Genomic DNA, 23,035 nt, shown 5'->3' on the forward strand with positions numbered 1-23,035 from the left:
AAAGTACAAGATATTTCCTACTTGTACTTTTATTTTTTGCAATGAAAACAGTAAAGAGAGGTACATGATGTTAGGAGAGTTGATTCATTCCGTTTTAGTTTTTCTAGAAGGACTTGGTTATTGGGGAATTATGCTTGGATTAATGCTAGAGGTTATTCCAAGTGAAATCGTATTATCTTATGCAGGTTATTTAGTATCAACAGGAAGCATTACATTTTGGGGCGCTGTCGCGTTCGGTACAATTGGTGGTGTAATCGCACAACTATTTATTTATTGGATCGGTCGATACGGAGGAAGGCCTGTTCTTGAGCGATATGGAAAATATATTTTAATTCAGAAGAAACATATTGATTATGCTGAAGCGTGGTTTAATCGTTACGGAACTGGTGTTATTTTTACAGCGCGTTTTATTCCTGTTGTGCGTCATGCTATTTCGATACCAGCGGGTATTGCAAAAATGTCACATGCTAAGTTTATTACGCTAACTACATTAGCTGTTATTCCATGGTCAATTGTATTTGTATATTTAGGTTTTAAATTAGGAACAGAGTGGGAAAGTATTAATAAAGTAGCTGGGCCATATGTGAAATACTTTGCACTTGCTGCTATTGTTTGTGCGATTGGTTACTTTGTATTAAAAAAAGTGATGAAAAAAAAGTAATTACGTAAAAGGAATCTATGCTGACATAGATTCTTTTTTTATTGTCATTTTTTCGAAAGGGGAAGAGTATGTTTAATATTTTACAGATTGTGGCATACATATAGGAAAAGAGTTTGGAAAGGGGATTATAGAAAAATGGAACTCCAGTTTCAAAATGTATATCAACAGGTGGAGAATTGGTATGTGTTGGATTCGGAGCTTCCTTGGGATGTCAAAAGGCTTAGAGACGATGTGTTTTCACTTATTGAAGTATGTAAAACGCCAGTTATTTTTTGTGATACGTGTGATGCGAATCATGTGCTTCTATCATTAGGAGAAGAAGAAGAGGAATTTTTATTCCCAGTAGGTGGTTTTTATCATAAAGAAAAGCAATTAATTTTCGTTTGCATATGGGAAGAGTATGAGCAAGTACTCAAAACACTACTGCATGAATTTCGCCATGCGATGCAGCATAAGAGCGAAGTATTGTATGTTGGAAGTGAATTGTACGAAGATAGATGGATTGAGAAAGATGCGAGGAATTTCGCAGAGAGGAAGTTAGATGAATATAAAAACAGAAAGTTAATGTAAAGCATAGTGGAGAAATGGCACTGTGCTTTCTTTGGCGTTTACTAAAAGTAAGTGGTTGACTTTTATAAAGTTTAGTTCTAAACTAATGGTATGAAACGAGCGAGGTGATAGAATGAAAACAGAAGATAGACTCGGATTACTATTATGGTTTCGTTTATCACGTTTTTATAACAAAAGTATTCGTGAGACGAATCAGCATTTGAAAGAATGGAATGTGTCTGCCGCTCAGTTTGATGTACTAGCACAAGTTGGAGGGCATAATCGTCTAACGCAGCAAGAGCTTGGAAATAAACTATTTGTTACGAAGGGAAATATCACGCAGCTTTTAAATAAAATGGAGCAGCTAGAGTGGATTCGTCGTGAGCAAGAAGGTACTACAAAATATATTTCGTTAACAGAAAAGGGAAAAGGTTTATATGAAGAAATCGTCCCGCCTCAAGAAACGTTCCAAGCGGAGCAGTTTCAAAATTTAAATGTAGAAGAACAACATCAATTATTACAATTACTAAAAAAATTACAGTGAGAAAAATTTTTATAATAAATCTTGAATTCGAGATAATATGAGGTGAAGGATATGTTTAGAAAAGTTGATCATAAAAATATGGGAAGAGCAAATCACGGTTGGCTAAATACACATTTTCATTTTTCATTTGCGAATTACTATAACCCGAATAACATGAACTTCGGAGCATTGCGTGTAATTAATGATGACCTAGTAGCGGCACAAACTGGTTTTGATATGCATCCGCACCGTGATATGGAAATCATTTCGTACGTTGTAGATGGTGCTTTAACACATGAGGATAGCATGGGGAACCGCGGAACAATTGAGCGAGGACATGTTCAATATATGAGTGCTGGCACAGGTGTATTTCATAGCGAGCATAATTTAGGAAATGAAACACTACGTTTATTACAAATTTGGATTTTACCAGATCGTGCGGATCATAAACCAAACTATGGTGAGTTCACATTTGATTGGAGCAAGCGTGAAAACGAATGGTTCCATATGGTATCTCCAGTAGAAGGAGAGGCACCAATTCAAATTCACCAAGATGCAAATTTATATTCTTTATCGTTAGATGCCGGAAAAGAAATTCATTTCCCTGTGCGAGAAGGCCGTCAATTGTATCTTGTTCAAATTGAAGGAAGTAGTGTAATAAATGATGAAACGCTTGTTATGCGTGATGCAGCAGAGGCGATAGAAGAAGATATTCATATTGAAGCGAAAGAGCAATCACACTATTTAGCAATTGAGTTGAAAAAATAATAGAGCGTTTATGGAAAAGAGGACATCCGATAGGATGTCTTCTTTTTTGAGTGAAATTGTCAGAAAAAACTTTCTCAAATTTTTGATAAAGGTATCGGCTTGAAAAACAAGAATTGTATAAAAGTGTCAAAAATCTTTATGGGAATGGGGAATGTTATAGTGAAAAAGCAAGTCATTTCATCAGCATTAGCGTTAACTGTTATAGCCGGGGGATTTGGAACATTTGGAGCAACGACAACGAAAGCGGAAGAACAAAAAATTCAATATCATCAAGAGTTTAAAACACCTGCATACATAGGTGAAGAATGGAAAGCACCGGAAGGACTAGATAAAAAAGAAACGGTCTTTCAATATTTAGAGAGTAAGAAAGATATGTTTAAATTAGCAGGGAATATTGATAAACACTTTAATGTCGTTGGAGAAGAAAAAGACGCTGAATCTGGCACAACACACGTGAAGTTAGTTGAGAAGCATAATAACATTCCTGTGTATGGTTCAGATCAAACTGTTACACTTGATAAAGAAAATAATGTAAAAGCATTCTTCGGACAAGTTATTCCGAATTTAGATGATAAAAATATTCCTGCGTTTGCAAATATTAGCGCAGAGCAAGCAGAAACGATTGCAAAGGCAGATATTGAGAAAGAAATTGGTAAAGTAAAGAATTATGATGGTGTGAAAAAAGATCTATTTGTGTATGAAAAAGATGGAAACTACTATCTTGCATACTTAGTGAAAGCATCGATTTCAAAACCAGCTCCAGGATATTGGCATTATTTTGTTGATGCAACGAATGGAAATGTGATTGAGAAATATAATGCTGTAGACAACATTACAGGATTTGGCTACGGAGTATTAGGTGGTAGACAATCATTTGAAATTGCTCAAGATACGAAAACAGGAGAATTTAACTTATTTGACGGTAAACGAGGACAAGGTATCCATACATTTGATGCGGAGAATATGGACGAAAACTGGTTTAATTTATTCTCGCAAATTCTTGGATATACAGGAGAAGAAGTGAAGAGTAAATCTAAGTTCTTCGAAGATAAAGCGGCAGTTGATGCGCATGTAAATGCAGGAAAAGTATATGATTACTACAAAAAGACGTTTAATCGTAACTCTTTCGATGATCAAGGCGCGAAGCTTATTTCTACTGTTCACGTTGGAGAAAGCTGGAATAACGCAGCTTGGAACGGTGTGCAAATGATGTATGGTGATGGCGATGGTAAAACATTCATTCCATTATCTGCTGGACTAGATGTTATCGGTCACGAATTAACGCATGCTGTAACTGAACATACAGCAAATCTTGTTTATAAAGATGAGTCAGGTGCGTTAAATGAATCGTTATCTGATATTATGGGTGTCATGGTTGAGAAGAAGAGCTGGGATTTAGGTGCTGACATTTATACACCTGGAAAACCTGGTGATGCACTTCGTTCTCTGAAAGATCCAGCATCTATTCCAAATCCATTAAAACCAGGTGAAGGTTACCCAGATCATTACAATAAACGCTACACTGGAACAGCTGATAATGGCGGTGTTCATATTAACAGTAGTATTAACAATAAAGCTGCATATTTAGTATCTGACGGTGGAGAGCATTACGGCGTGAAAGTAACTGGAGTAGGCCGTGAAGCGACAGAAAAAATTTACTACCGTGCTCTTACGAAATATTTAACTGCAAACTCTGACTTTAAGATGATGCGTCAAGCTGCTCTGCAGTCAGCTGAAGATTTATATGGTAAAAACTCTAAAGCTGTACAAGCTGTTACAAAAGCTTATGATGCAGTAGGCGTAAAATAATAAGAGAAAAAGACCTGACTAGGATGTCAGGTCTTTTTTTATCCCGCTTTAATGGGCAGTAAGACCCCCACTGATTAAAGTTTCACTTTATTTAGTCGCGAATACCTAATGCAATTTTCGCCATACGTGACATGCGTTCTTTAGACCAGGGCGGATTCCAAACGACATTGACTTCTATTTCATTGACTTCAGGTACGTTCGTTGATAATACTTTTTTAACGTCTGATACAATTTGCCCAGCCATTGGACAACCGATAGAGGTCATCGTCATTGTAATGACAGCATTATTATTTTCATCTGCCGTAACGTCATAAACTAATCCAAGATTGATAATATCAACACCTAGTTCAGGGTCAATAACAGCTTCTAAGTTTGCATATAACTTTTCTTCAAATGCTTGTTGTGACATGTGTAGCACCCCCTACATAATTAATGATATCGATTCTCATTATAACGGATATATGTATAACGTGCAGGAAATAAGCTCAAAAAAATATCCCTCTTGGAAGAGGAATATTTTTGGAATGTCTATTCAGTTTTAAAGTGAGACACGAGTTGATCTAATTCTTCAACTGTTTGTTTCATTTGTCTAGCAGTTTGTGTCATCTCATTCATAGTAACGACTTTTTTCTCAGCAGATTGTGCTGTTGCCGCTGTTTCACTAGATACTTCAGTCGAAATAGAAGCGATGTTATTCAGTGAAGCGTTCATTTCTTCAGCAGTTGCAGCCATCTCTTCAGCAGTTGCTGAGATGTCTTGCATTTGTGTAGAAGCTTGATTTACTTGTTCTACGATTGTTGTGAAAGAAGAGCCTGCCTGACGAATAACATGAATACCTTCTGATGCTTCAGAGCGACCTTGAGACATCATAGAATTAGCTATTTCTGTATCATTTTGAATTTGATGAAGTAATTGATTAATATCTGTTGCCGCTGTTTTAGATTGCTCAGCAAGTTTTCGAACTTCGTCAGCTACGACAGCGAACCCTTTTCCTTGTTCGCCAGCACGAGCTGCTTCGATAGAAGCGTTTAAAGCAAGTAAGTTTGTTTGTTCTGCGATATTAGAAATAGATTGTACAGCTGTATCAATATATTTTGTATGAGTAATTAGACGTTCGACCACTTCTGACGTAGCATTTACAGCGTCGTGAATCGTTGTCATTTGTGTAATAGATTTTTGGATAACGGTATTTCCATCATTCGCATGCTCATAAGTAGTTACAGCTAGTTCTGCTACAGATGAAGCGGATTCAGCAATACGCTGAACGCTTACTGTCATATCGTCCATTGCAGTTGAGCTTTCTTCCATGCTTGCAGATTGCGATTGAATACTTGCATTTAAGCTAGACATCGAGCTTTGAACTCTTATTGTTGCCTCGCGTGATATATTCGTCTTTTCTAGCATATTTTCAGAAGCGTTTTGTACTTCCACAGATGTTTTTTGAACACGATTGATAATATGTTGTAGGTTTTCTAACATTTTATTAAATGATGTTGCGATCGTACCAATTTCATCATTACTATTTACTTGTAGGCGGGCTGTTAAGTCACCTTCTTGAGATGATAATTCTTTTAGCTTACTATCAATTTGTTGAATTGGTTTAACAAGTTTACCAGAGAACCACCATGCAACAGTGATAGCTACGATAATACAAATAACAAGTGATAAGAAGACAACATATTCAATTTGTAGCGAAGATTGATCAATTTTTTTGATAGATTGATCACGTAACTTGGCTTGTTCGTTACTGTAATTTGTGAAGTCACCAATTACTTTATAAACAGTACCATTTTCTGCATAAGCTACTTGTAAAGCCTCTTCCCACTTTTGTTCTTTTGCAAGAGTGAAAACTTTTTCTTCAATAAATTTTCTCCAAGTGGATCCGGATTCCATTGTATTTTTCATGGACTGAGAAACATTTGGATTAGAAAGAAGTTTATCTTTTGAATCCTCCAGACGTTTACTCATCTCATTAAATTTGTCTAATTCAACTTGATCATGTTGTAATAAATAACCTCTTAAAGCAGAGAGCTGTACTTGATAAGCGTCCCCACGCTCTTTCAATTCTGTTGCCAGAGGGGAAATTTCTTTTTGTAATGCTTCAGCTTTATGAGATTGATCAATAGCAAAAAATAAAATAAAAGCTAAGGCGATGCCAAATAAAGCGCAAATCGTTCCCATCATGAACATTAGTTTTTTTCGAATGCTAATAAAATTCATATGATAAAAATCCTCCTTGTGAAATCATAGTATTAGAATTAATAAATGTAAAAAATTGAAAGAAAGCTTTACTCCGTCTGGAATAAAGCTTTCTTCTTTCCTTTAGGAATTATAGCAGACGGAATGAGAGATAGAAAGAGATATTTTAAATTGAAAAAAGAGAGACTGTAAATCTCTCTTTTTAATAGCTTGGAGCTTCTAGAAGTATAAATGAAAGTTTCGCTTTAAACGTTTGTTTTGAAATGAGAAACGAGAACTTCAAGTTCTTGTACGGTCATTTTCATTTCAGACGCTTTTTTAGCAACGACACTCATTTTGTTTACTTGGTCACCAGCTGAGGTTGCTGTTTGTGATGTTTCGGCGGCAACTTCATTTGAAATAGAAGCAATGTTATTTAAAGCTGCATTCATTTCTTCAGAACTTGCGGCCATTTCTTCAGCAGTTGCAGACATTTCTTGCATTTGCGTAGAGACTTTGTTAATGTGATTAACAATTTCTGAGAATGAAGATCCGGCGGTACGAATGACTGTAATTCCTTCAGAAGCTTCTGACTGACCTTGTGTCATCATTTCATTTGCTATTTTTGTGTCAGCTTGAATTTGATGAAGTAAATGGTTAATGTCAGTTGCTGCTAGCTGAGATTGTTCAGCAAGTTTTCGTACTTCATCGGCAACAACGGCGAATCCTTTTCCATGTTCGCCAGCACGTGCTGCTTCAATTGAAGCATTTAAAGCGAGTAAATTCGTTTGTTCCGCGATATTAGAAATGGATTGAAGTGCAGTATCAATATGATTCGTATGTGTAATGAGTCGTTCTACTACTTGTGATGTAGCGTTAACAGCTTCGTTAATGGTATGCATTTGTGTAATAGATTTCTCGATGACTTTATTCCCACTATCTGCTTTTTCAGCAGTTGTAACAGCTAGGCTAGTAACAGAAGAGGCAGATTCAGCAATACGCTGAACACTCGTTGTCATATCATCCATTGCAGTTGAACTTTCTTCGATACTGGAAACTTGTGAACGAATATTATGCTCAAGAGCATTCATAGTTTCTTCGGTTTTTGCGGTATTTTCCATAGACGTAGTTGTTTCGATAAACACATTTTCAGACGCTTCTTTGACACTTGTAGATGTTTGTTGCACTTGTTTTATAATACGCTGTAAATTAGCGAGCATTTGATTAAAGGAATTGGCGATATCACCAATTTCATCTTTACTCGTTACGTGCAATCTAGCAGTTAAATCGCCATCTTGAGAAGCTAATTCTTTTAATTTCTCATCAATTTGTCGTATCGGTTTAACAAGTTTACCAGAGAACCACCATGCTAATAAAATAGACGTTAACGTACATGTAATGAGTGAGAAGAAAATAATATATTGAATAAGAGATGAAGAAGACTCTACGTCAGCAATTAAAGCGTCACGTTTATCATTTTCTTCATTTGTATATTTAGTAAATCGACTTAAAAGATCGTTTACATAATCAGTTTGAGCTAAAGCGATTTTGGATGCTTCGTCCCATTTTCCTTCGCGAGCGAGAGGGAGGACTTCATTATCTATGACGCTTCGCCATTTTCCTCCCATTAAAATTGCTTCTTTCATTCCTTCTGGGAGTTTTTTATCGCTTGTTACTTTTTCTCTAGTATCAGCTAGTTTTTTTCCTTCTCGGTTGAATTTATCCAATCCTTTTTGATCATGTGACAGTAAATATTCTTGTAAACCAGCAACTTGTGCTTGGAACCAATCGCCACGTTCTTTTAAAATCGTTGCTCGTTTTGATACATCATTTTTTAACGTTTCAATTTCGCTTGCTTGATGCATGGCGAATGAAAGAATAACAATAAGAGCAATACTAAATAAAGAAGAAATGCTTAAGAGTGTGAACATTAGCTTTTTTCGAATACTAACATATTTCATCATTACCCCTGCCTTTAAAAACTATTTATTATGATTTATAAATATTAAGAACGAATTAATAAAAACATTATTATGAAGTTATTAATCTGTTCAATGAAAATTATAGCAGATAATGGAAGAAGACAGATTCATATGAGCAAATGTTCTTAAAATGTATACATTTGTATATCAAAAAATTCATAAATAAAAATGAGAAATACTATTGTAATTTGAAATTACATCATGTATACTTCTAATTAGTTGATAACGATTATCACTATCAACTATAAACATTACTCTTCGTTATGTTGGTCATACCCCTTTTTGACGACGTAAGTCAGAGACGAAATGTTGAAATATCTTGTGTCCTATTCTACAGAATTATGGTAATCTCCAACCTCAACTTATATGCGTGAGCATGCAAAAAGGATCCTATCCGTGAAGGGATCCTTTTTTGCATGCCGTCGCAATTAATGTATATAAACTAGGCACACGTTCTTCAATTCCTTCCGGTGCAGTAGAAGGGAATACCCACTTTTGATGAGATCCGTGTTCTTCAACTAGTTTTTCAATTTTAAAATGTTCTTCCGCAAGTGTTGTAATAATTTCCCCTAGCGTCCAGCGACGGATGAGTGTTTTAGGTAATGATTCTTTCTGCGCTTCTGTAAGAAGGATGCTATAAGCAACATCATCTTCAATTAATTCTTCATCGAAATAATTTCCATTGGCCCGAAATGATGGGTGGTCTACTCCTAATAATTTCGTGTAAACAGGATGATAGTCACGAAGGATAAGCATGCCATCTCCTTTAAGCAAGGTAGCAATTTTTTGAAAGAGCGGTTTTAAATCTAAAAAGTAATGGAGTACACCAAGTTCCAGCAATACGATATCAAATGATTCGGAGAGCTTTACATCTAATACATCAGAAACGACATATTGGATAGAGACACCTGCAGCTTCCGCAAGTTCATTTGCATATTTTGCATTACTTGCCGAAATATCAACAACTGTTACGTCAGCTCCTAAAAGAGCGAGAGCAACGGCTTTATTTCCTTTTGACCCGAGTAAATTAATAATACGTTTTCCTTTTGGTGATTGTATGTAAGGTAAATAGTGATCTACTTCGCGCACGGGATCTGCCATAAGCTTTTTCGCATAATCGACTGGCGTCCCGTGACGATTCGTCCAAGCTTCATAAGCAGCTGCATTCCAGCTCTTTTTATTACGTGTACTTAGTTGTTTTTGATTCAATCATATCACTCCTTTTGTGAACGTATAGTTATTCTGCGGGAGAAGGGGATTTCCTTTTCTTTTTGAATTAAAATTTGATTTTTCTGCAATTAAGTCGTAAAATACGTGTTATATATAAAAGCGTTGAAAAGGAAAAGTAGAATGAAATCATTCTGTCCAGAGAGCTTCGGTAGCTGAGAAGAAGCAAGAATATTCATTTGAACAATGGCCTTTGAGCTTCGTCCTGAACTTATCGAATGATAATAGTAGGCGGCGACGAGAGTTGGTACTCGTTATCAAAATCACAGTATAAGAGCATATAGCTCCGTACTTGTTAAGGCTAATTATGTGAGTAATTGGCGAAATAAGGTGGTACCGCGACTGTTTATACAGCCCCGCCCTTATCTTTTTTAAGATAAGGGCGGGGCTTTTTTATATTTAAAAGGAGGAATGTAAGATGAGTATTTTTATTGGAGGCGCTTGGCCGTATGCAAATGGCTCGTTACATCTTGGTCATATTGCGAGTTTGTTACCTGGAGATATTTTAGCACGTTATTACCGGGCGAAAGGTGAGAATGTGTTGTATGTTTCGGGAAGTGATTGTAATGGAACACCGATTGCAATTAGGGCAAAACAAGAAGGTGTGACGGCGAAGGAAATTGCTGATAAGTATCATGAAGAATTCCAGCGATGTTTTCGTAGCCTTGGTTTTACGTATGATTGCTATACACGTACAGATAGTGAGCACCATCATGAAACGGTTCAAAATGTTTTTTTACGTTTATTAAAAGAAGGCTATATTTATAAAAAAACAGTGGAACAAGCGTATTGTGAAACGTGTACGCAGTTTTTACCTGATCGCTATGTAGAAGGCATTTGTCCACATTGCGATGAAGCAGCAAGAGGAGATCAATGTGATGCGTGTTCAGCTATTTTGGATCCACTCGATTTGTTAGAAAAGAAATGTAAGTTATGTGGTAGTACGCCATCCGTAAAGGAAACAGAGCATTTCTATTTCGCATTGCATACATTTCAGGAACAAATCAAAACGGCTGTAGAAACTGCAAAACAAACAGGAGCATGGCGCGACAATGCGATTCAATTAACAGAGAGATATGTTAAGGAAGGTTTATTAGATAGGGCTGTATCACGTGATTTACCAATTGGAGTACCAATTCCAGTAGAAGGGTATGAAGATAAGAAAATTTACGTATGGATTGAAGCAGTGACAGGATATTATTCGGCGAGTAAACATTGGGCTGAAGAAACAGGGAAAGATGATCAACAGTTTTGGGATAAAGAAGCGAAAACATATTATGTACACGGAAAGGATAATATTCCATTTCATTCCATCATTTGGCCAGCGGTATTGCTTGGGATAGGAGAAGGAGCTACTCCACGTCATATCGTTTCGAATGAATATTTAACAGTTGAAAAAAGAAAGTTATCTACAAGTAAAAACTGGGCAGTATGGGTGCCTGATATATTAGAACGATACAATCCAGATTCCATTCGTTACTTTTTAACAGTCAACGCACCAGAAAATCGTGATACTGATTTTTCGTGGCGTGAATTCATTTACAGTCATAATAGTGAATTGCTAGGTGCATACGGGAACTTTGTGAACCGGACATTAAAGTTTATTGAAAAGTATTATGGTGGTACTGTACCGAAGGGAAGTATTGATGTAGAACTGAAAGATAAAGTAGAAGGATTATATAAAAATATTGGAGAGGCGATTGAGCAAACTACATTTAAGGTGGCGCTAGAAACAATATTTGAGGCAGTACGTTTTGCAAATAAATACTTTGATGAGAGGCAGCCTTGGAAACAAAGAGAAGATGATCCAGTTTCATGCGAAGAAACGATTTATAATTGTGTGTATCTTATCGCTAATTTTGCAAATCTCCTTGAACCATTTTTACCATTTTCAAGTGAAAGAGTTAGAAATACATTATCGATTGTGAAACGAAATTGGGAGCCTCAAAACACGTTGCCGAATAGAATTGATAATGTGCAGCCGCTATTTGAACGAATTGATGTAAAACAAATTGAGCATGAGGTAGAGAAACTGTATGGAGCGGTAAAGTGAGATAGAGAAAAAGACCTTTCAAATACATGAAAGGTCTTTTTGTTATACAGTAGGATTCTCTTTCTTATCCTTTAAGAAGAAAAGTACAGCAAGGATTACGAGAATAATAGCTGCAATATCATATGTTATTTTGAATGTAGTATTAAAGTTTAAGTACTCTACTAAAGGAGTTTTGACTGCCCCAGCATATATGCAAATAGGAATGAGGAGTAAATCGCAAAATTTCTTTTCTTTCATATATCTTATTAAGAAGAAGAAACACATAATGGCAAAAAAGGCTACACTTAAAATAGTCATTTATACCTCCAAATAGATTTGAAATTATACTACATTGTAACTGCATTTACATTTATCCCGCTTTAATGGGCAGTAAGATCCCCACCTAAAAATGCAGCGAAAGCAAAGAAGTTAGGTGAGGGCTGATAATCAGTGGGGGATGAAGAAAACCCCCATTGATTAAAGTTTCACTTTATATGCAAACTTCTATTTTCACGCACTATGCACGCTACTATGTTTTTTTGTTTTCCTAGCCGTAAGCAGCTGAGGAGTAAAAATTCCAAGTAGTATAAAGAGTATCCCAATCCACTGCATGAAGGTTACGACTTCATGTACAAGTGTAATGGAAGCGATAATAGCCGTTGGTAATTCAGCTGCTCCTAGTATTGTACTAAGTCCTGTTCCTACTTTCGGTACACCAATTGAAAAACAGATGACAGGTACGACAACGCCGAACAATCCGAGGAAGAAAGCGTATTTCCAAAGACCTGCTTGCAGGGCACCGTCCGTTAAAAAGGTTGGCGGGAAGAATAGGCATACGATAAGAGTAGCGCTTGTTGTCATAAGAAAGCTTTTCGTATAAGGCGGAACTTCTGTAGCAACACGCCCGCTTGCAAAAACATAGAATGAAAAAGAGACAGCGGCTAATAAACCAAAGATAATACCTTTTGTGGAAAAGCTTTGTCCGAGTCCTTCAAAGACACCGCCTGCAAACAATGTGCCAGTAAATAAAATAATGATAGATATAACTTTCTCACGGCTTGGAAATGTTCGATTTGCAATAGCTTCAATGACTACACCAATCCATGTGAACTGGAAAAGTAGGACAACAGCGATAGATGCTGGTAGTTCTTCTACAGAGATAGCGTAGAAGATACCAGTCATACTCATTGTTGTACCAACTGTTAGTAAGGAAAAGAATTGCTTTTTTGTTACTTTATGACGTGAAGCGAAAAGAACGAGCAGAAGAAGCCCGATCCATCCGAAGACATATTGTCCCCCTAATAGTTGATGTGCTGAAAATCCATCAATGAATCCGAGTTTAAAAATAGTTGAAAGTACACCGTAGCTACAAGCTCCGAATAAAACGAGTAATGAATACTTAAATTTTTCCATGAAAATCCTCCTTTTGAATAATAAAAAAACGCCCGCTATCCAAATAAGGATAACGGGCGAACGAAACAGAGTAAGATACTCTACAAAATTCCGCCACTCATACGAAGTATGAATTTGGGTTATGAAATTGTAGTAAGTTTTTACATTGCCTTTGGGAATACAATAGAACATTTTACACCTTGAGGTGTGTTTTGTATCCCATAAGGAAATTGATGTTTATCTAATATTTGTTTTACAATATATAATCCAAGACCACTACCTTGTACTAAGCCATGTTTGTCAGGGTTAGCGCGATAGAATGGTTCAAATAAATGGGCAAGTTTATCTTCATCTATTTGTGAACCTGTATTTAATACTTCTAATGCGTAACCGTTTGGCTTTTCATAAAGCTTTATATAGACATGCTGATGGTCAATTGTATAATGAATTGCATTTGAAATAATGTTAAAAATGGCGGTTTGAATAAATTTAGGATCAGCTAAAACCTGTACATCTTGTTTAATGTTAGATTGAACATTTAACTGCTTTACAGATACGAAATAATCTACTTTCTTCATAACATCCTCAATAATATTAGTTAATGAGATAACTTTTAAATCAGGTTTAAATTGAGGGTTTTGTATTTTGGATAATTCCGACATTTTTTCCGTTAATATGTTAATGTCTTGCATCATTTCATAGGAACGTTTTAAATATTTATCTTTATCTTTATAAGCTCCAATTCCGTGAATCATGCCATCTAGTTGTCCCATAACGGCTGCGATTGGTGTTTTTAATTCATGGGAAACCATAGACATAAATTCTTTACGAGATTGTTCTAATTGTTGTTCCTTTTTGAGTTCATTTCTTAAATCTTGATTGCTTGCATGTAAATTCTTCACTATATTTGGGACCTGTGAAGCAGCTACTTGCAAATTAAAATCTGTTTGATCCGTATTTTTGTTAAGTAGCTTTTTATCTGAGAAATCAAGATTTATAATATCTTTTAAAGCATCACTCATATATTGAAAAGGTTTAGCAATTAGTTTGGCATAAATTAATGATCCGAGTAGAGATAATGCAAGCATTGTCGCGCCAATATGTGGAGCTAATTGCTGCAGTGCATCTGTTAATTTTGGATTATCTTGTGCATCATTTGTTCTACTTGCTGCACTTTGTTTATGTAAGGCATCATTAGTAGCGACTTGCTTTTCCGTTTCTATAGGTGGAGCAGAAGTACTATTTTTTTTCGCAATATTTTGAGTATGTTCTTTTGCTTTTGCAGTTTGGCTAGGCTGCAAAAGGTGATTTATGGCTGTAGAGAGTGCTTTATAATCTATAATAGAAGATTGAAAGTTAGAAATTGTACCCTCTGAAACAGCCTTACTTTGATTCATTTTACTTTGGTCGTTTTGTTTGTCTGAATCCGCTTGTTCTGTAGTCAGCGCTCCATTTTCTTTCGCAAAACGTTCTTTATCGTAGTTTGAAGCTAGGAAGTAAATAATTTGATAAAGACAAAGTGATAAAAGAATACAAAATAATAAGGTTTTGATGAAAATATTTTTGGTGATGTTGTCTTTGCTACGATTCGATTTTGTAGCCAATGCCTTTCACCGTTTTAATATAAGGAATCCCTAATTTTTTTCTTAAGTTTTTAATATGTGTATCTATAACTCTTACATCACCATAATGTTCATAGCCCCATACCTTATTCAGCAAATCACTTCTTGATAATACTTTTCCCCGATTTTGCAGTAAAGTATAAATAATTTCAAATTCCTTTGTTGTCAATTCAATTTGATTACCATGAACATAAGCGGCATATGCTGTAGAATTTAACATCAATTCATGGAATTGTAGTATAGTTGCAGCTTCTGCTTCCTTCGTAGCTGCCCTTCTTAATACAGCTTCTACACGTTTAATAAATACGGTATAATGGAACGGTTTCGTAATATAGTCATCAATACCTAATTCAAATCCTTTAATTTCACTTTCTTCATTATGTAAGCCTGTTAACATAATAATCGGTACATCAGATTGTCCTCGCATAATTTTACAAATACTATAGCCATCTATATCTGGTAACATCACATCAAGGAGGACAAGGTCGTATGAATTTTTTTGGAAAAGAAGTATACCTTCTGTTCCAGCACCAACGACATCAACGGTAAAGTTTTGTGCCATTAGAAATTCACGAATTAGTTCTTGTATATCTGGGTTGTCTTCAATCACCAGTATATGCGTCATAGTAACACCTCCTAAAGAACGCTTTTTACTGCAATATTCGAATTCATCATTTTTTCGATGACTCAGATTGTTTATACATATAATAAGCCCCCGCCATAAAATAATCATGAAAGTAGCAAGGGGAGTTGTTTAGTGAAACTGAATATTTAAGAATTACAGTAATCCTATTATAGTATGTATTGTGAAATTTATAAAATATTACAACTGTATAATTTTAATATCCATGTTTATCAATGTTTAGATGTTACTTAATACAATCTATCCCTATTATATATGTAAATACAGTTGTTTTGCTACTGTAAATGAAGAAATAAAATAAGCCAAGACATAAAATTCTTGGCTACACGTAAATCGTGTTCTTAGGTTATTTTACAGTGACAGTAGCCTGCTGGGGAATACGCTCAAATAACCAGTGTATATCATTGTTATACATACGAATACAACCTAGTGTTGTCCATTTGCCGATTGCCTGATTATTGTTCGTACCATGAATCGCATAAGTTGTTCCGTAAGTTCCAGCCATATTTAATCCTAGCCAACGATCACCAAGGGGATTACGTGGGTCGCCGCCTTTAATTTTTCCTGTATAGTAAGGACGGTTTTTAATTTTATTAACGATTTGAAAAGTACCTTTAGGTGTAGGTGTACCTGCTTTTCCAGTAGCGACAGTAAAACTCTTTATAAATTGTCCGTTTTGATAATAATCCATTTTATTTAGCTGCGTGTTTACAATCAGTTGATCATTCGTTGTAGCTGCCTCAGCATTTGTGAATGGAATAGTTAAAAATCCTAATGATAATAGTGCGCTTAATAATAGTTTTTTCATTATATTCTCCTTTTTACTATTGTAATAGTCTTACATACAATGAATTTGTAATCCGCGTAATACTTTATTTACATTTTCATCTAATGTTTCAAAGAAGGTAGTAATCTTTGGATTTTGTTTGTTGTTTTTATCAATAAGTAATCTTTCATTTAGTAAAAGTTCACCATGTAGTCCAAAACTTTGAACTTGAATATTTAGTTCATCTTCAGTTTCAGAAATAATTGGTAAAAAGTAGTGGAAAGCTTTCGTTGGGATGATGTAACTTTTGCCAATCATGCTTTCTTGATTTGAATTAATCCATTTTTTCGTAACGATCTTAATGTTCTTTTTTGAAACGATAAAAGACAGTGTTGTAGATTTTGTTAAACTTACGTCAAATTCACTTGTTTCACACATGTGTAAATTAAAAACGGTTTCATTTTGATGAGATTCAACATTTGTATTAATAAAATCGTGCATTTTATAAGCTTCCATTTCTTATTCACCCTTTTTTCAATTTCGAAAAACGACTTATATTTATTCAATTTAATGCTTAGTCATATATTGGTTAAATTTTTCAACAAATTCCGATATAATCTTACAATACGTATATGAAGCTAATATGAAGTTCGTATGAGTTTGTGGTGGTTTTTTATTGAGAACAAAATGTGGTGATTTTTAGGTGTTAAAAACTGGATAAAAAATGTATATTAATTCCTTTGATTCGTACGATATATAGCTGTTAGTTCATTTTAAAATGATAATGGATAGCATCAAATAAAGAACAGAAAACCTTAGTGTAAGCCTTACAAAAATGTAATAAAAATGTAAGCTATTGTGATAGTTATTTCGACAATTTTTTTATACAATAATAGTAAGAAGTTGTACGTGATTGGAAGGAGAGATGACATGGAATGGGTTCATGAATTATTTCAGCAGTACGGGTACTATGTTGTACTTGTTGGTTTGCTGTTAGAATATATTGCACTTCCGTTTCCGGGAGAGCCAACGTTAGCATATGCGGGATTTTTAGCACAGAAGGGCGATTTAAGTTTACCGATTTTAATTATCCTATCTTTTATTGGGACAAGTGTAGGAATGACAATTCAATACTTTTTAGGAAATAAATTAGGTATGCCCTTTATTCAAAAGTATGGGAAATACGTATTTTTAACACAAAGAAAAATCGACTTAACAAGAATGTGGTTTGATAAGTATGGATACTTCCTTATTTTTATCGGTTTCTTTATTCCTGGTGTCCGTCATTTTACAGGATATTTTGCAGGAATTATTAACTTACCATTCCGTCGCTTTGCCATTACAATTTACTCAGGTGCTCTATTTTGGGTATCGTTCTTCTTAATCGGTGGTTACTGGTTAGGTGGCAACTTACATGATATTTTTGGAGCGTTAGAAGGTCACATCGGTAAAATCATTTTTGGAGTGATTGTGATTGTAGCAATTACGTTAGGAGTTCGTTTCCGCAAACAGTTAAAACGAGTATTTTTACAAAACGCAAGTTAATATGAAATCCATTCTATGTCAAAATTTAGGAAGGCAGTGCAGACGCACTGCCTTTTTTATTTTAATAAGTTTTTGTTTGGTTAGTAGTTAAAAATTTCATAGATTATAATTGTCAATGATTAACGTCAAATTGACAATTATAATTGACAAAAATAAGGATATTATTTACAATTTCAATTAAATAAATGAAAAAGAGGGAAGACATGAAGCTTCAAAATCGAGTGAGGGAATTGCGAGCAAAGCATCGTTTATCACAAGGGGATTTAGGAAAAGCGATTGGATCATCACGGCAAACGATTAGTTTAATTGAGCGTGGGGATTATGCACCATCTATCGTATTGTCGTTAAAAATCGCACAAATTTTCAATGTACCGGTGGAGGAAATATTCACGTTAGTGGAGGGGGAAGAGGATGATGAAGAGTAAACGAAAAAAACAATTTGATATTGTGGGGAAAATAGCATTAAGTATGATAGGTGGCTTTTTAACATCTTATATAGCTTTAAATTTACTCTCGGATGAACCGAGAAAATTATCATCTAATACATTTATAGGTGTGTGTACTATTTTTGGAATCTTAATGATGTACTACACTTGGAAGAATACACGTATGTTAGCGGAGGCACGCGATGAAGAAGAGAGTGTACAAGGCAGAAAATTAGGCATTATAAGTATATATTTACGTGTAGGTGATATAGTTACGCAGGCATGGTTTGTATATGCAGTTATTACATGTAGGCGTGCACTATTGCAGGATACAAATGTTTCATTTGCAGTGTGGAATTTAGTAGCTTCTATTGTCTGTTTAACTATTGTTGTAATTATCGGGCTCATAACAAAAAATCGTTATAATAAGCTATATCCTGAACAGGGTGTAACATATATGGAATCTATGAAAATGTGGACGAAAAACGCAGATGAAGGATTACAGCACATTGTGCATGAGGCTGGATATAAAGCGTATGAATTTACGAATACAATATTGGCATATGTATGGTGGGCTGCCGTTATATATACAGCGGCTAGTGATATCGATTTTGTATTAATTGGCTTAATCTCACTTATTTGGATATTGCATCTCGGAAAATTCATGTACGAAATGCAGAGAAAAATGATTTATTAAGGGGAGAAAAAGGTGGATATTTTAAGAAGGCCAGCTGGTTCACTGATAGTGGCGCTAATTCTGTCCATTTTATACGGAGTGATCCGAACGGAGAAATTAGAAGTAATTTTGGATATATGGGCAGTATTTGGAATTTTTTTATTAGTGCTAGCTATTCATGAGCTAGGACACGTAGTATTCGGCTTGATAGGTGGTTTGAATTTTAAATTTATGACAGTAGGGCCGATTACTTTTCAAAAAGAGAAGGGGAAAGTACGTATTCGAGAAAATAAATTATGGGCGTACTTCGGAGGCGTGGCAATGTTAATACCGCCTTCTATAGTAACACCGAACCTTTCAAAAAAATGGGCATGGATGACTTTAGGTGGACCGATTACAAGCTTATTATTTGGTATGACTTTTGGTTACATATACATGGTGAGTTATTATCAATATCTTTTATATTTTTCTGTTTTCCATTTTATCATTTTTGCAGTTACAATCGTGCCGATAAAAGGAACGCTAATGAGCGATGGTATGCAATTCCTCATTTTAATTAAAAGTGATGAAAAGGCGAAACAGCACTTATATAACATTCAAGTATCAAGTGAGTTATTTAGTTATAAGAGGCCGAAAGATTGGGACGAGAGATTAGTAGAAATTAGTGAGGAGAAATTAAAAGAGGATAAAAGTATAAGAGACATAATGAGCGGACTTATGCTCGTGTTTTATGCTCGAGCTGACCAAAAGGGGATGGAAAGGGCGATATCGTATATAGAACCAATTATTCAACAACCTGTAACGAAGGAAAATAAATTTTTCGTTGGGAGTTTTCATAGTTGGTACCTTTTGTATAAAGCTCTTTATCAGATGGATAGCATTTCTCTGCAAGAAGCGAAGGCGTATGGGAAGGCTGTTACAAGAATGGATCTAAACGGATATTACCGTACACAAGGAATTATTAAATATTTAGAGGGCGATATGGAAGCTTCCCGTATGTATATGAAGAAAGCTGATAAAGAATTAAAGAACGCTGAAAAGAATGAATTGGGATATTTACAATTAGAGAGAGAATGGTTTGAGCAGTTGAAAGAGAGGGTATCTTACGATGGGTAAGGTATCCTCTTTTTTCTATGTCGTCTTCTGCCGTTCCATAAAAAGTCTGGGGCGAGTAAAATAAGATAAGAAGAGCAAAGCTTGGAGGAATTCTAGATGGAAATTTTAACGATTATTTTAATAGTCTTGCTCATTTATGCTGTTTTTAAAGTAGCATATGTAGCATTAAAGATACTCGCGATCCTATTAGTTATCTTTTTAATCGTAGAGTTCGGCAGTAAATTGCTTGGGGGATAGGGTATGTTGTACGTTTTGAATGTCGAAGGATGTCGGTAAGTCGATATGTTGTGTCGAATCGTCGATATAATGAAAAAATCGTTGATATAAGTGTAGAAATCGCCGATATATTTGGAGAATCGTTGATATATTCTGGTAAGTACCAGATGGGGTATGTGGAAAAGAAGTTACCGTGAGGGTAGCTTCTTTTTATTGTGGTGACGGAGTATGCAAACCAACATAAAAAAGCTGGAAGAATATCTTCCAGCTTACGAGTTACTTTCAATTTGGCGACCGTTTTCTTCTTCATTGTCTTGTAGTAGGTTGAATACGTCTGCTAGGCAGAATGCAATGAACCAAGTCCATAGACCGTGGAAGAAAGCTGAGCTTAATTGAAGTGGTAATGTATAGTTAGTCATTGAGTAGGAAATACATCCGCCAACGATTCCGATCATTGTTAATAACATTGTTTTTTGCGCATTTTCTTCTGGGTTGAAGAGGAAGAAAATGTATCCGCCTAAAATTGAAGCGCTTACAAGTGTTTCGATTCCGTTAAAAATGATATTCTCTCCAAGCTGAGTGTTTGTCCAGAAGCAGATTGTTCCGCCGATAATAGCAAACAGGACAGCTATTGTATATCTGATATATTGATTCATATGTTCATCTCCTTATGTAATAAGATGATTTGGAAGTCAAAAAGGTAGGTATAGTATATTGAAGTGAATTTTAGTTGTACGTATCTTTTTTATAAAAAGATCATGGAAGAATAACTAAGATGATCGGTTTTTTTTAAACCGTTACGTGTATGGTGTTTGAAATATACCCGACTGCTCGTTTCTTTTTGCTTGTAAAATAAGAGAAACTTCCAAGTCTATATACTCTTTTTTTGTGAGTCTGCTTTCATTATAACACATTTCGGGTCACAATAATAGAATTATCTGATTTTGTAATAAGTGTAAAAAATAAAAAGCTCAAGGAATTCCCATTAACGGTGCAGTTTAGTGGAAGAAGGATTTTAATTTATTATGATGAAATATGTAATCAAGGTGAGATCTAAGAAGGAGGATTAAATACTATAAAAAATGTTTTGTAGCATGAATGTAAGGGAGGAGAGCTAACTTGGAGATCACAACAGAAAGATTAATAATTAGACCTTTTAAGAGGACTGATTTACAGGATGTATTTGCTATTTATAATAATGATGATACATGTAAGTTTCTATTACATAATAAGTGGACTCATGAAGACATGCAGGAAAGATTTAATAAGAAGCTAGCAAACAATGTACTTACTAAAGAATCAATATTAAGTTTGGCAGTTATATACAAGACTAAAGTAGTTGGTGATTTATCTTTATGGTATACAAATATGAAAGACACTGTTGAGATTGGTTATAGTTTTTCAAATGAAGTAGCTGGGAGAGGCTTGGCAACAGAAGCAGTAAGTAGTTTGGTATTTAAATTATTTAATGAATGTAATGTACATCGTATACAAGCTAATCTTGATGCACGTAATACAGCTTCACAAAAATTATGTGAACGAATAGGCATGAGAAAGGAAGCCCATTTCATACAAGATTTTTGGAGTAAAAATGAATGGACAGATAGTATTGTATATGGAATGCTATCCTCCGATTTGTAGTAATAAACTTAGTAATTTTATTATGCTAAAGGGTGCGTTAGTTAAATAACAAAGGGCATAACATATTATATATGACTAATATGTTATGCCCTTTCATGTATTAACCTTTTTTATATGCGTTTGAAACGGCCGACAATTTCAACTGTTTCAGTAATGTTCATGAATGCTTTGTTATCCACTTGACGGATAATACGTTTCATTTCGCCTAACTCATAGCGAGTTACGACGGTGTAAATCATTTTTTTCTTATGGTTTGTATAGCCGCCGACAGCATCTACCATTGTCACTCCGCGTATGCCGTGATGTAATAGTGCGCTTTTTATTTCCTCGCCTTTTTCTGTAACTGTCATTATCGTTAATTTAATATGTTTCGTATGCACGGCATCAATTACTTTACTGACTACAAACCGGCTAATTAACGTATAAAGTGTAATATCCCATCCGAAAATAAATCCTGCTGCAACAAGTAAGATTAAGTTGAATCCAAAGATGATTGCTCCAATCGAAATATCTCGATGTTTTGCTACAATCAATCCAACGACATCAAAACCACCTGTTGAAGAAGCAAATCGGAATATGATTCCGGAAGCTGCTCCGCAGATTACACCGCCGAATACAGAAGATAGTAAAATATCGTCTGAAACTTGGTGTACAGGGATAATGTTCATCGCTAACGATGATACAGCTACAAAGTACGCTGTTAAAAAGGTTGTCTTCTTGCCTAAGTAAAAGTGACTTAAAATAAGAAGAGGAATGTTTAGTAAAAAGATAAGTGCACCGATATTGTAGTGCATTAAATAACCGATAATCATCCCTACACCAGCGAATCCACCGCTAATCATGTTATGCGGGATAAAGAACATATTCATAGAAATTGCATACAAAATAGAAGCTACGAAAATAACAACCAACTGTATGATAAATTCTAAGTGAAATGTTTTAGCTGCTGGGAAGGATAAAAAGGCGGTGTCGGGAACGTAATCGGCGTCTCCTAGTTGACCCATAGTATGTTTCATCTCCATATTCATTTTTGATTACAAGAAGAGAATAAAGGTTTTTTCAAAAACTGGCAATAGTTTTATTATAATGCAAAAATTTTATAAATTTCTAATAAATCAAGCCTATTCATTGATGTGTGTGAATATACTAAAGAAAGCGAATACAACGTTTCTTAATTATTATTTTCTTGAGAAAATATGCAAAATACTTTTTTTGACGATAAAAGGAAATAGAGAATATTTGCCCAATGTGCTAAAATGACCTT

General features: G+C 35.1%; 24 protein-coding genes and 1 other annotated feature. Of the genes, 12 read left to right on the top strand and 12 right to left on the bottom strand.

Annotated elements, in window-relative coordinates; translation table 11 throughout:
* Window positions 1–67 precede the first annotated feature (67 nt).
* From uptA to nprB, 5 genes are all read left to right on the top strand, one after another.
* Window positions 68–661 (top strand): undecaprenyl phosphate transporter UptA, encoded by a 594-nt coding sequence (gene uptA / locus MR115_RS25685; protein ID WP_000900205.1) that lies wholly within the window; start codon window positions 68–70, stop codon window positions 659–661.
* A 135-nt stretch (window positions 662–796) separates the two neighbouring features.
* On the top strand, window positions 797–1,231 hold the full coding sequence (locus MR115_RS25690) for a DUF3920 family protein (RefSeq protein ID WP_098596854.1): 435 nt from the start codon (window positions 797–799) through the stop codon (window positions 1,229–1,231).
* A gap of 112 nt (window positions 1,232–1,343) precedes the next feature.
* Entirely contained in the window at window positions 1,344–1,754 is a 411-nt protein-coding gene (locus MR115_RS25695; RefSeq protein WP_097817403.1) for a MarR family winged helix-turn-helix transcriptional regulator, read from the top strand.
* Between the two features lie 51 nt (window positions 1,755–1,805).
* Window positions 1,806–2,501, top strand: a complete 696-nt coding sequence (locus tag MR115_RS25700; RefSeq protein ID WP_242243199.1) for a pirin family protein — start codon at window positions 1,806–1,808, stop codon at window positions 2,499–2,501.
* 159 nt (window positions 2,502–2,660) lie between these two features.
* The gene (nprB, locus tag MR115_RS25705) at window positions 2,661–4,310 is read left to right on the top strand and encodes a neutral protease NprB (protein ID WP_242243200.1); all 1,650 of its coding nucleotides are present in this window, start codon (window positions 2,661–2,663) and stop codon (window positions 4,308–4,310) included.
* 91 nt (window positions 4,311–4,401) lie between these two features.
* On the opposite strand, the gene MR115_RS25710 is transcribed toward nprB, so the two are convergent.
* The 4 genes from MR115_RS25710 to MR115_RS25725 form a co-directional block, all read right to left on the bottom strand.
* Window positions 4,402–4,719, bottom strand: coding sequence for a metal-sulfur cluster assembly factor (locus MR115_RS25710; protein WP_000082521.1), 318 nt, complete (start codon window positions 4,717–4,719; stop codon window positions 4,402–4,404).
* A gap of 119 nt (window positions 4,720–4,838) precedes the next feature.
* A complete protein-coding gene (locus tag MR115_RS25715) occupies window positions 4,839–6,530 on the bottom strand; it encodes a methyl-accepting chemotaxis protein (protein WP_242243201.1) in 1,692 nt (563 codons plus the stop codon).
* A gap of 224 nt (window positions 6,531–6,754) precedes the next feature.
* A complete protein-coding gene (locus MR115_RS25720) occupies window positions 6,755–8,449 on the bottom strand; it encodes a methyl-accepting chemotaxis protein (protein WP_242243202.1) in 1,695 nt (564 codons plus the stop codon).
* A gap of 411 nt (window positions 8,450–8,860) precedes the next feature.
* Window positions 8,861–9,679: a class I SAM-dependent methyltransferase gene (locus tag MR115_RS25725; RefSeq protein WP_242243203.1), complete on the bottom strand. Its 819-nt coding sequence runs from the start codon at window positions 9,677–9,679 to the stop codon at window positions 8,861–8,863.
* A gap of 114 nt (window positions 9,680–9,793) precedes the next feature.
* Window positions 9,794–10,064 (top strand) — a binding site (T-box leader).
* A gap of 51 nt (window positions 10,065–10,115) precedes the next feature.
* On the opposite strand from MR115_RS25725, the gene metG reads away from it, so the two are divergent.
* A complete protein-coding gene (gene metG, locus MR115_RS25730; protein WP_242243204.1) occupies window positions 10,116–11,750 on the top strand; it encodes a methionine--tRNA ligase in 1,635 nt (544 codons plus the stop codon).
* A 42-nt stretch (window positions 11,751–11,792) separates the two neighbouring features.
* On the opposite strand, the gene MR115_RS25735 is transcribed toward metG, so the two are convergent.
* From MR115_RS25735 to MR115_RS25760, 6 genes are all read right to left on the bottom strand, one after another.
* The gene (locus MR115_RS25735; protein ID WP_242243205.1) at window positions 11,793–12,047 is read right to left on the bottom strand and encodes a hypothetical protein; all 255 of its coding nucleotides are present in this window, start codon (window positions 12,045–12,047) and stop codon (window positions 11,793–11,795) included.
* 192 nt (window positions 12,048–12,239) lie between these two features.
* Window positions 12,240–13,142: an EamA family transporter gene (locus tag MR115_RS25740; RefSeq protein WP_242243206.1), complete on the bottom strand. Its 903-nt coding sequence runs from the start codon at window positions 13,140–13,142 to the stop codon at window positions 12,240–12,242.
* Between the two features lie 140 nt (window positions 13,143–13,282).
* A complete protein-coding gene (locus MR115_RS25745; RefSeq protein ID WP_242243207.1) occupies window positions 13,283–14,725 on the bottom strand; it encodes a sensor histidine kinase in 1,443 nt (480 codons plus the stop codon).
* Window positions 14,703–15,368 (bottom strand): response regulator transcription factor, encoded by a 666-nt coding sequence (locus tag MR115_RS25750; RefSeq protein ID WP_000148833.1) that lies wholly within the window; start codon window positions 15,366–15,368, stop codon window positions 14,703–14,705. The genes MR115_RS25745 and MR115_RS25750 overlap by 23 nt, the downstream gene beginning before the upstream one ends.
* Before the next feature lie 364 nt (window positions 15,369–15,732).
* Complete coding sequence (locus tag MR115_RS25755; protein ID WP_061678994.1) at window positions 15,733–16,194, bottom strand: L,D-transpeptidase; 462 nt, start codon at window positions 16,192–16,194, stop codon at window positions 15,733–15,735.
* 30 nt (window positions 16,195–16,224) lie between these two features.
* Window positions 16,225–16,668, bottom strand: coding sequence for a DUF3978 family protein (locus MR115_RS25760; RefSeq protein WP_000388764.1), 444 nt, complete (start codon window positions 16,666–16,668; stop codon window positions 16,225–16,227).
* Between the two features lie 414 nt (window positions 16,669–17,082).
* Here MR115_RS25760 and MR115_RS25765 point away from each other — a divergent pair, with 414 nt between their 5' ends.
* The 5 genes from MR115_RS25765 to MR115_RS25785 all read left to right on the top strand — a co-directional run bounded on the left by MR115_RS25765 (window position 17,083) and on the right by MR115_RS25785 (window position 20,151).
* Window positions 17,083–17,697 (top strand): DedA family protein, encoded by a 615-nt coding sequence (locus MR115_RS25765; RefSeq protein ID WP_061678995.1) that lies wholly within the window; start codon window positions 17,083–17,085, stop codon window positions 17,695–17,697.
* Window positions 17,698–17,900: 203 nt separating this feature from the next.
* Entirely contained in the window at window positions 17,901–18,122 is a 222-nt protein-coding gene (locus tag MR115_RS25770) for a helix-turn-helix transcriptional regulator (protein WP_000776168.1), read from the top strand.
* On the top strand, window positions 18,112–18,819 hold the full coding sequence (locus MR115_RS25775; protein ID WP_242243208.1) for a DUF3169 family protein: 708 nt from the start codon (window positions 18,112–18,114) through the stop codon (window positions 18,817–18,819). Before MR115_RS25770 ends, MR115_RS25775 begins: the two co-directional genes overlap by 11 nt.
* 12 nt (window positions 18,820–18,831) lie before the next feature.
* Window positions 18,832–19,914 (top strand): zinc metalloprotease, encoded by a 1,083-nt coding sequence (locus MR115_RS25780; protein WP_242243209.1) that lies wholly within the window; start codon window positions 18,832–18,834, stop codon window positions 19,912–19,914.
* Between the two features lie 96 nt (window positions 19,915–20,010).
* On the top strand, window positions 20,011–20,151 hold the full coding sequence (locus MR115_RS25785; RefSeq protein ID WP_000404783.1) for a DUF3985 family protein: 141 nt from the start codon (window positions 20,011–20,013) through the stop codon (window positions 20,149–20,151).
* A 248-nt stretch (window positions 20,152–20,399) separates the two neighbouring features.
* Here the strand turns inward: MR115_RS25785 and MR115_RS25790 are convergent, their stop codons facing one another.
* On the bottom strand, window positions 20,400–20,786 hold the full coding sequence (locus tag MR115_RS25790) for a DUF3938 domain-containing protein (RefSeq protein WP_001077770.1): 387 nt from the start codon (window positions 20,784–20,786) through the stop codon (window positions 20,400–20,402).
* A 463-nt stretch (window positions 20,787–21,249) separates the two neighbouring features.
* Between MR115_RS25790 and MR115_RS25795 the strand changes: the two genes are divergently transcribed.
* Window positions 21,250–21,771: a GNAT family N-acetyltransferase gene (locus tag MR115_RS25795; RefSeq protein ID WP_242243210.1), complete on the top strand. Its 522-nt coding sequence runs from the start codon at window positions 21,250–21,252 to the stop codon at window positions 21,769–21,771.
* Between the two features lie 110 nt (window positions 21,772–21,881).
* Here MR115_RS25795 and MR115_RS25800 read toward each other — a convergent pair whose 3' ends face one another.
* Window positions 21,882–22,775, bottom strand: coding sequence for a YitT family protein (locus MR115_RS25800; protein ID WP_000530035.1), 894 nt, complete (start codon window positions 22,773–22,775; stop codon window positions 21,882–21,884).
* Window positions 22,776–23,035 lie beyond the last annotated feature (260 nt).

This window comes from Bacillus cereus group sp. BfR-BA-01309, from assembly GCF_022664315.1.
Taxonomy (GTDB): domain Bacteria; phylum Bacillota; class Bacilli; order Bacillales; family Bacillaceae_G; genus Bacillus_A; species Bacillus_A mobilis.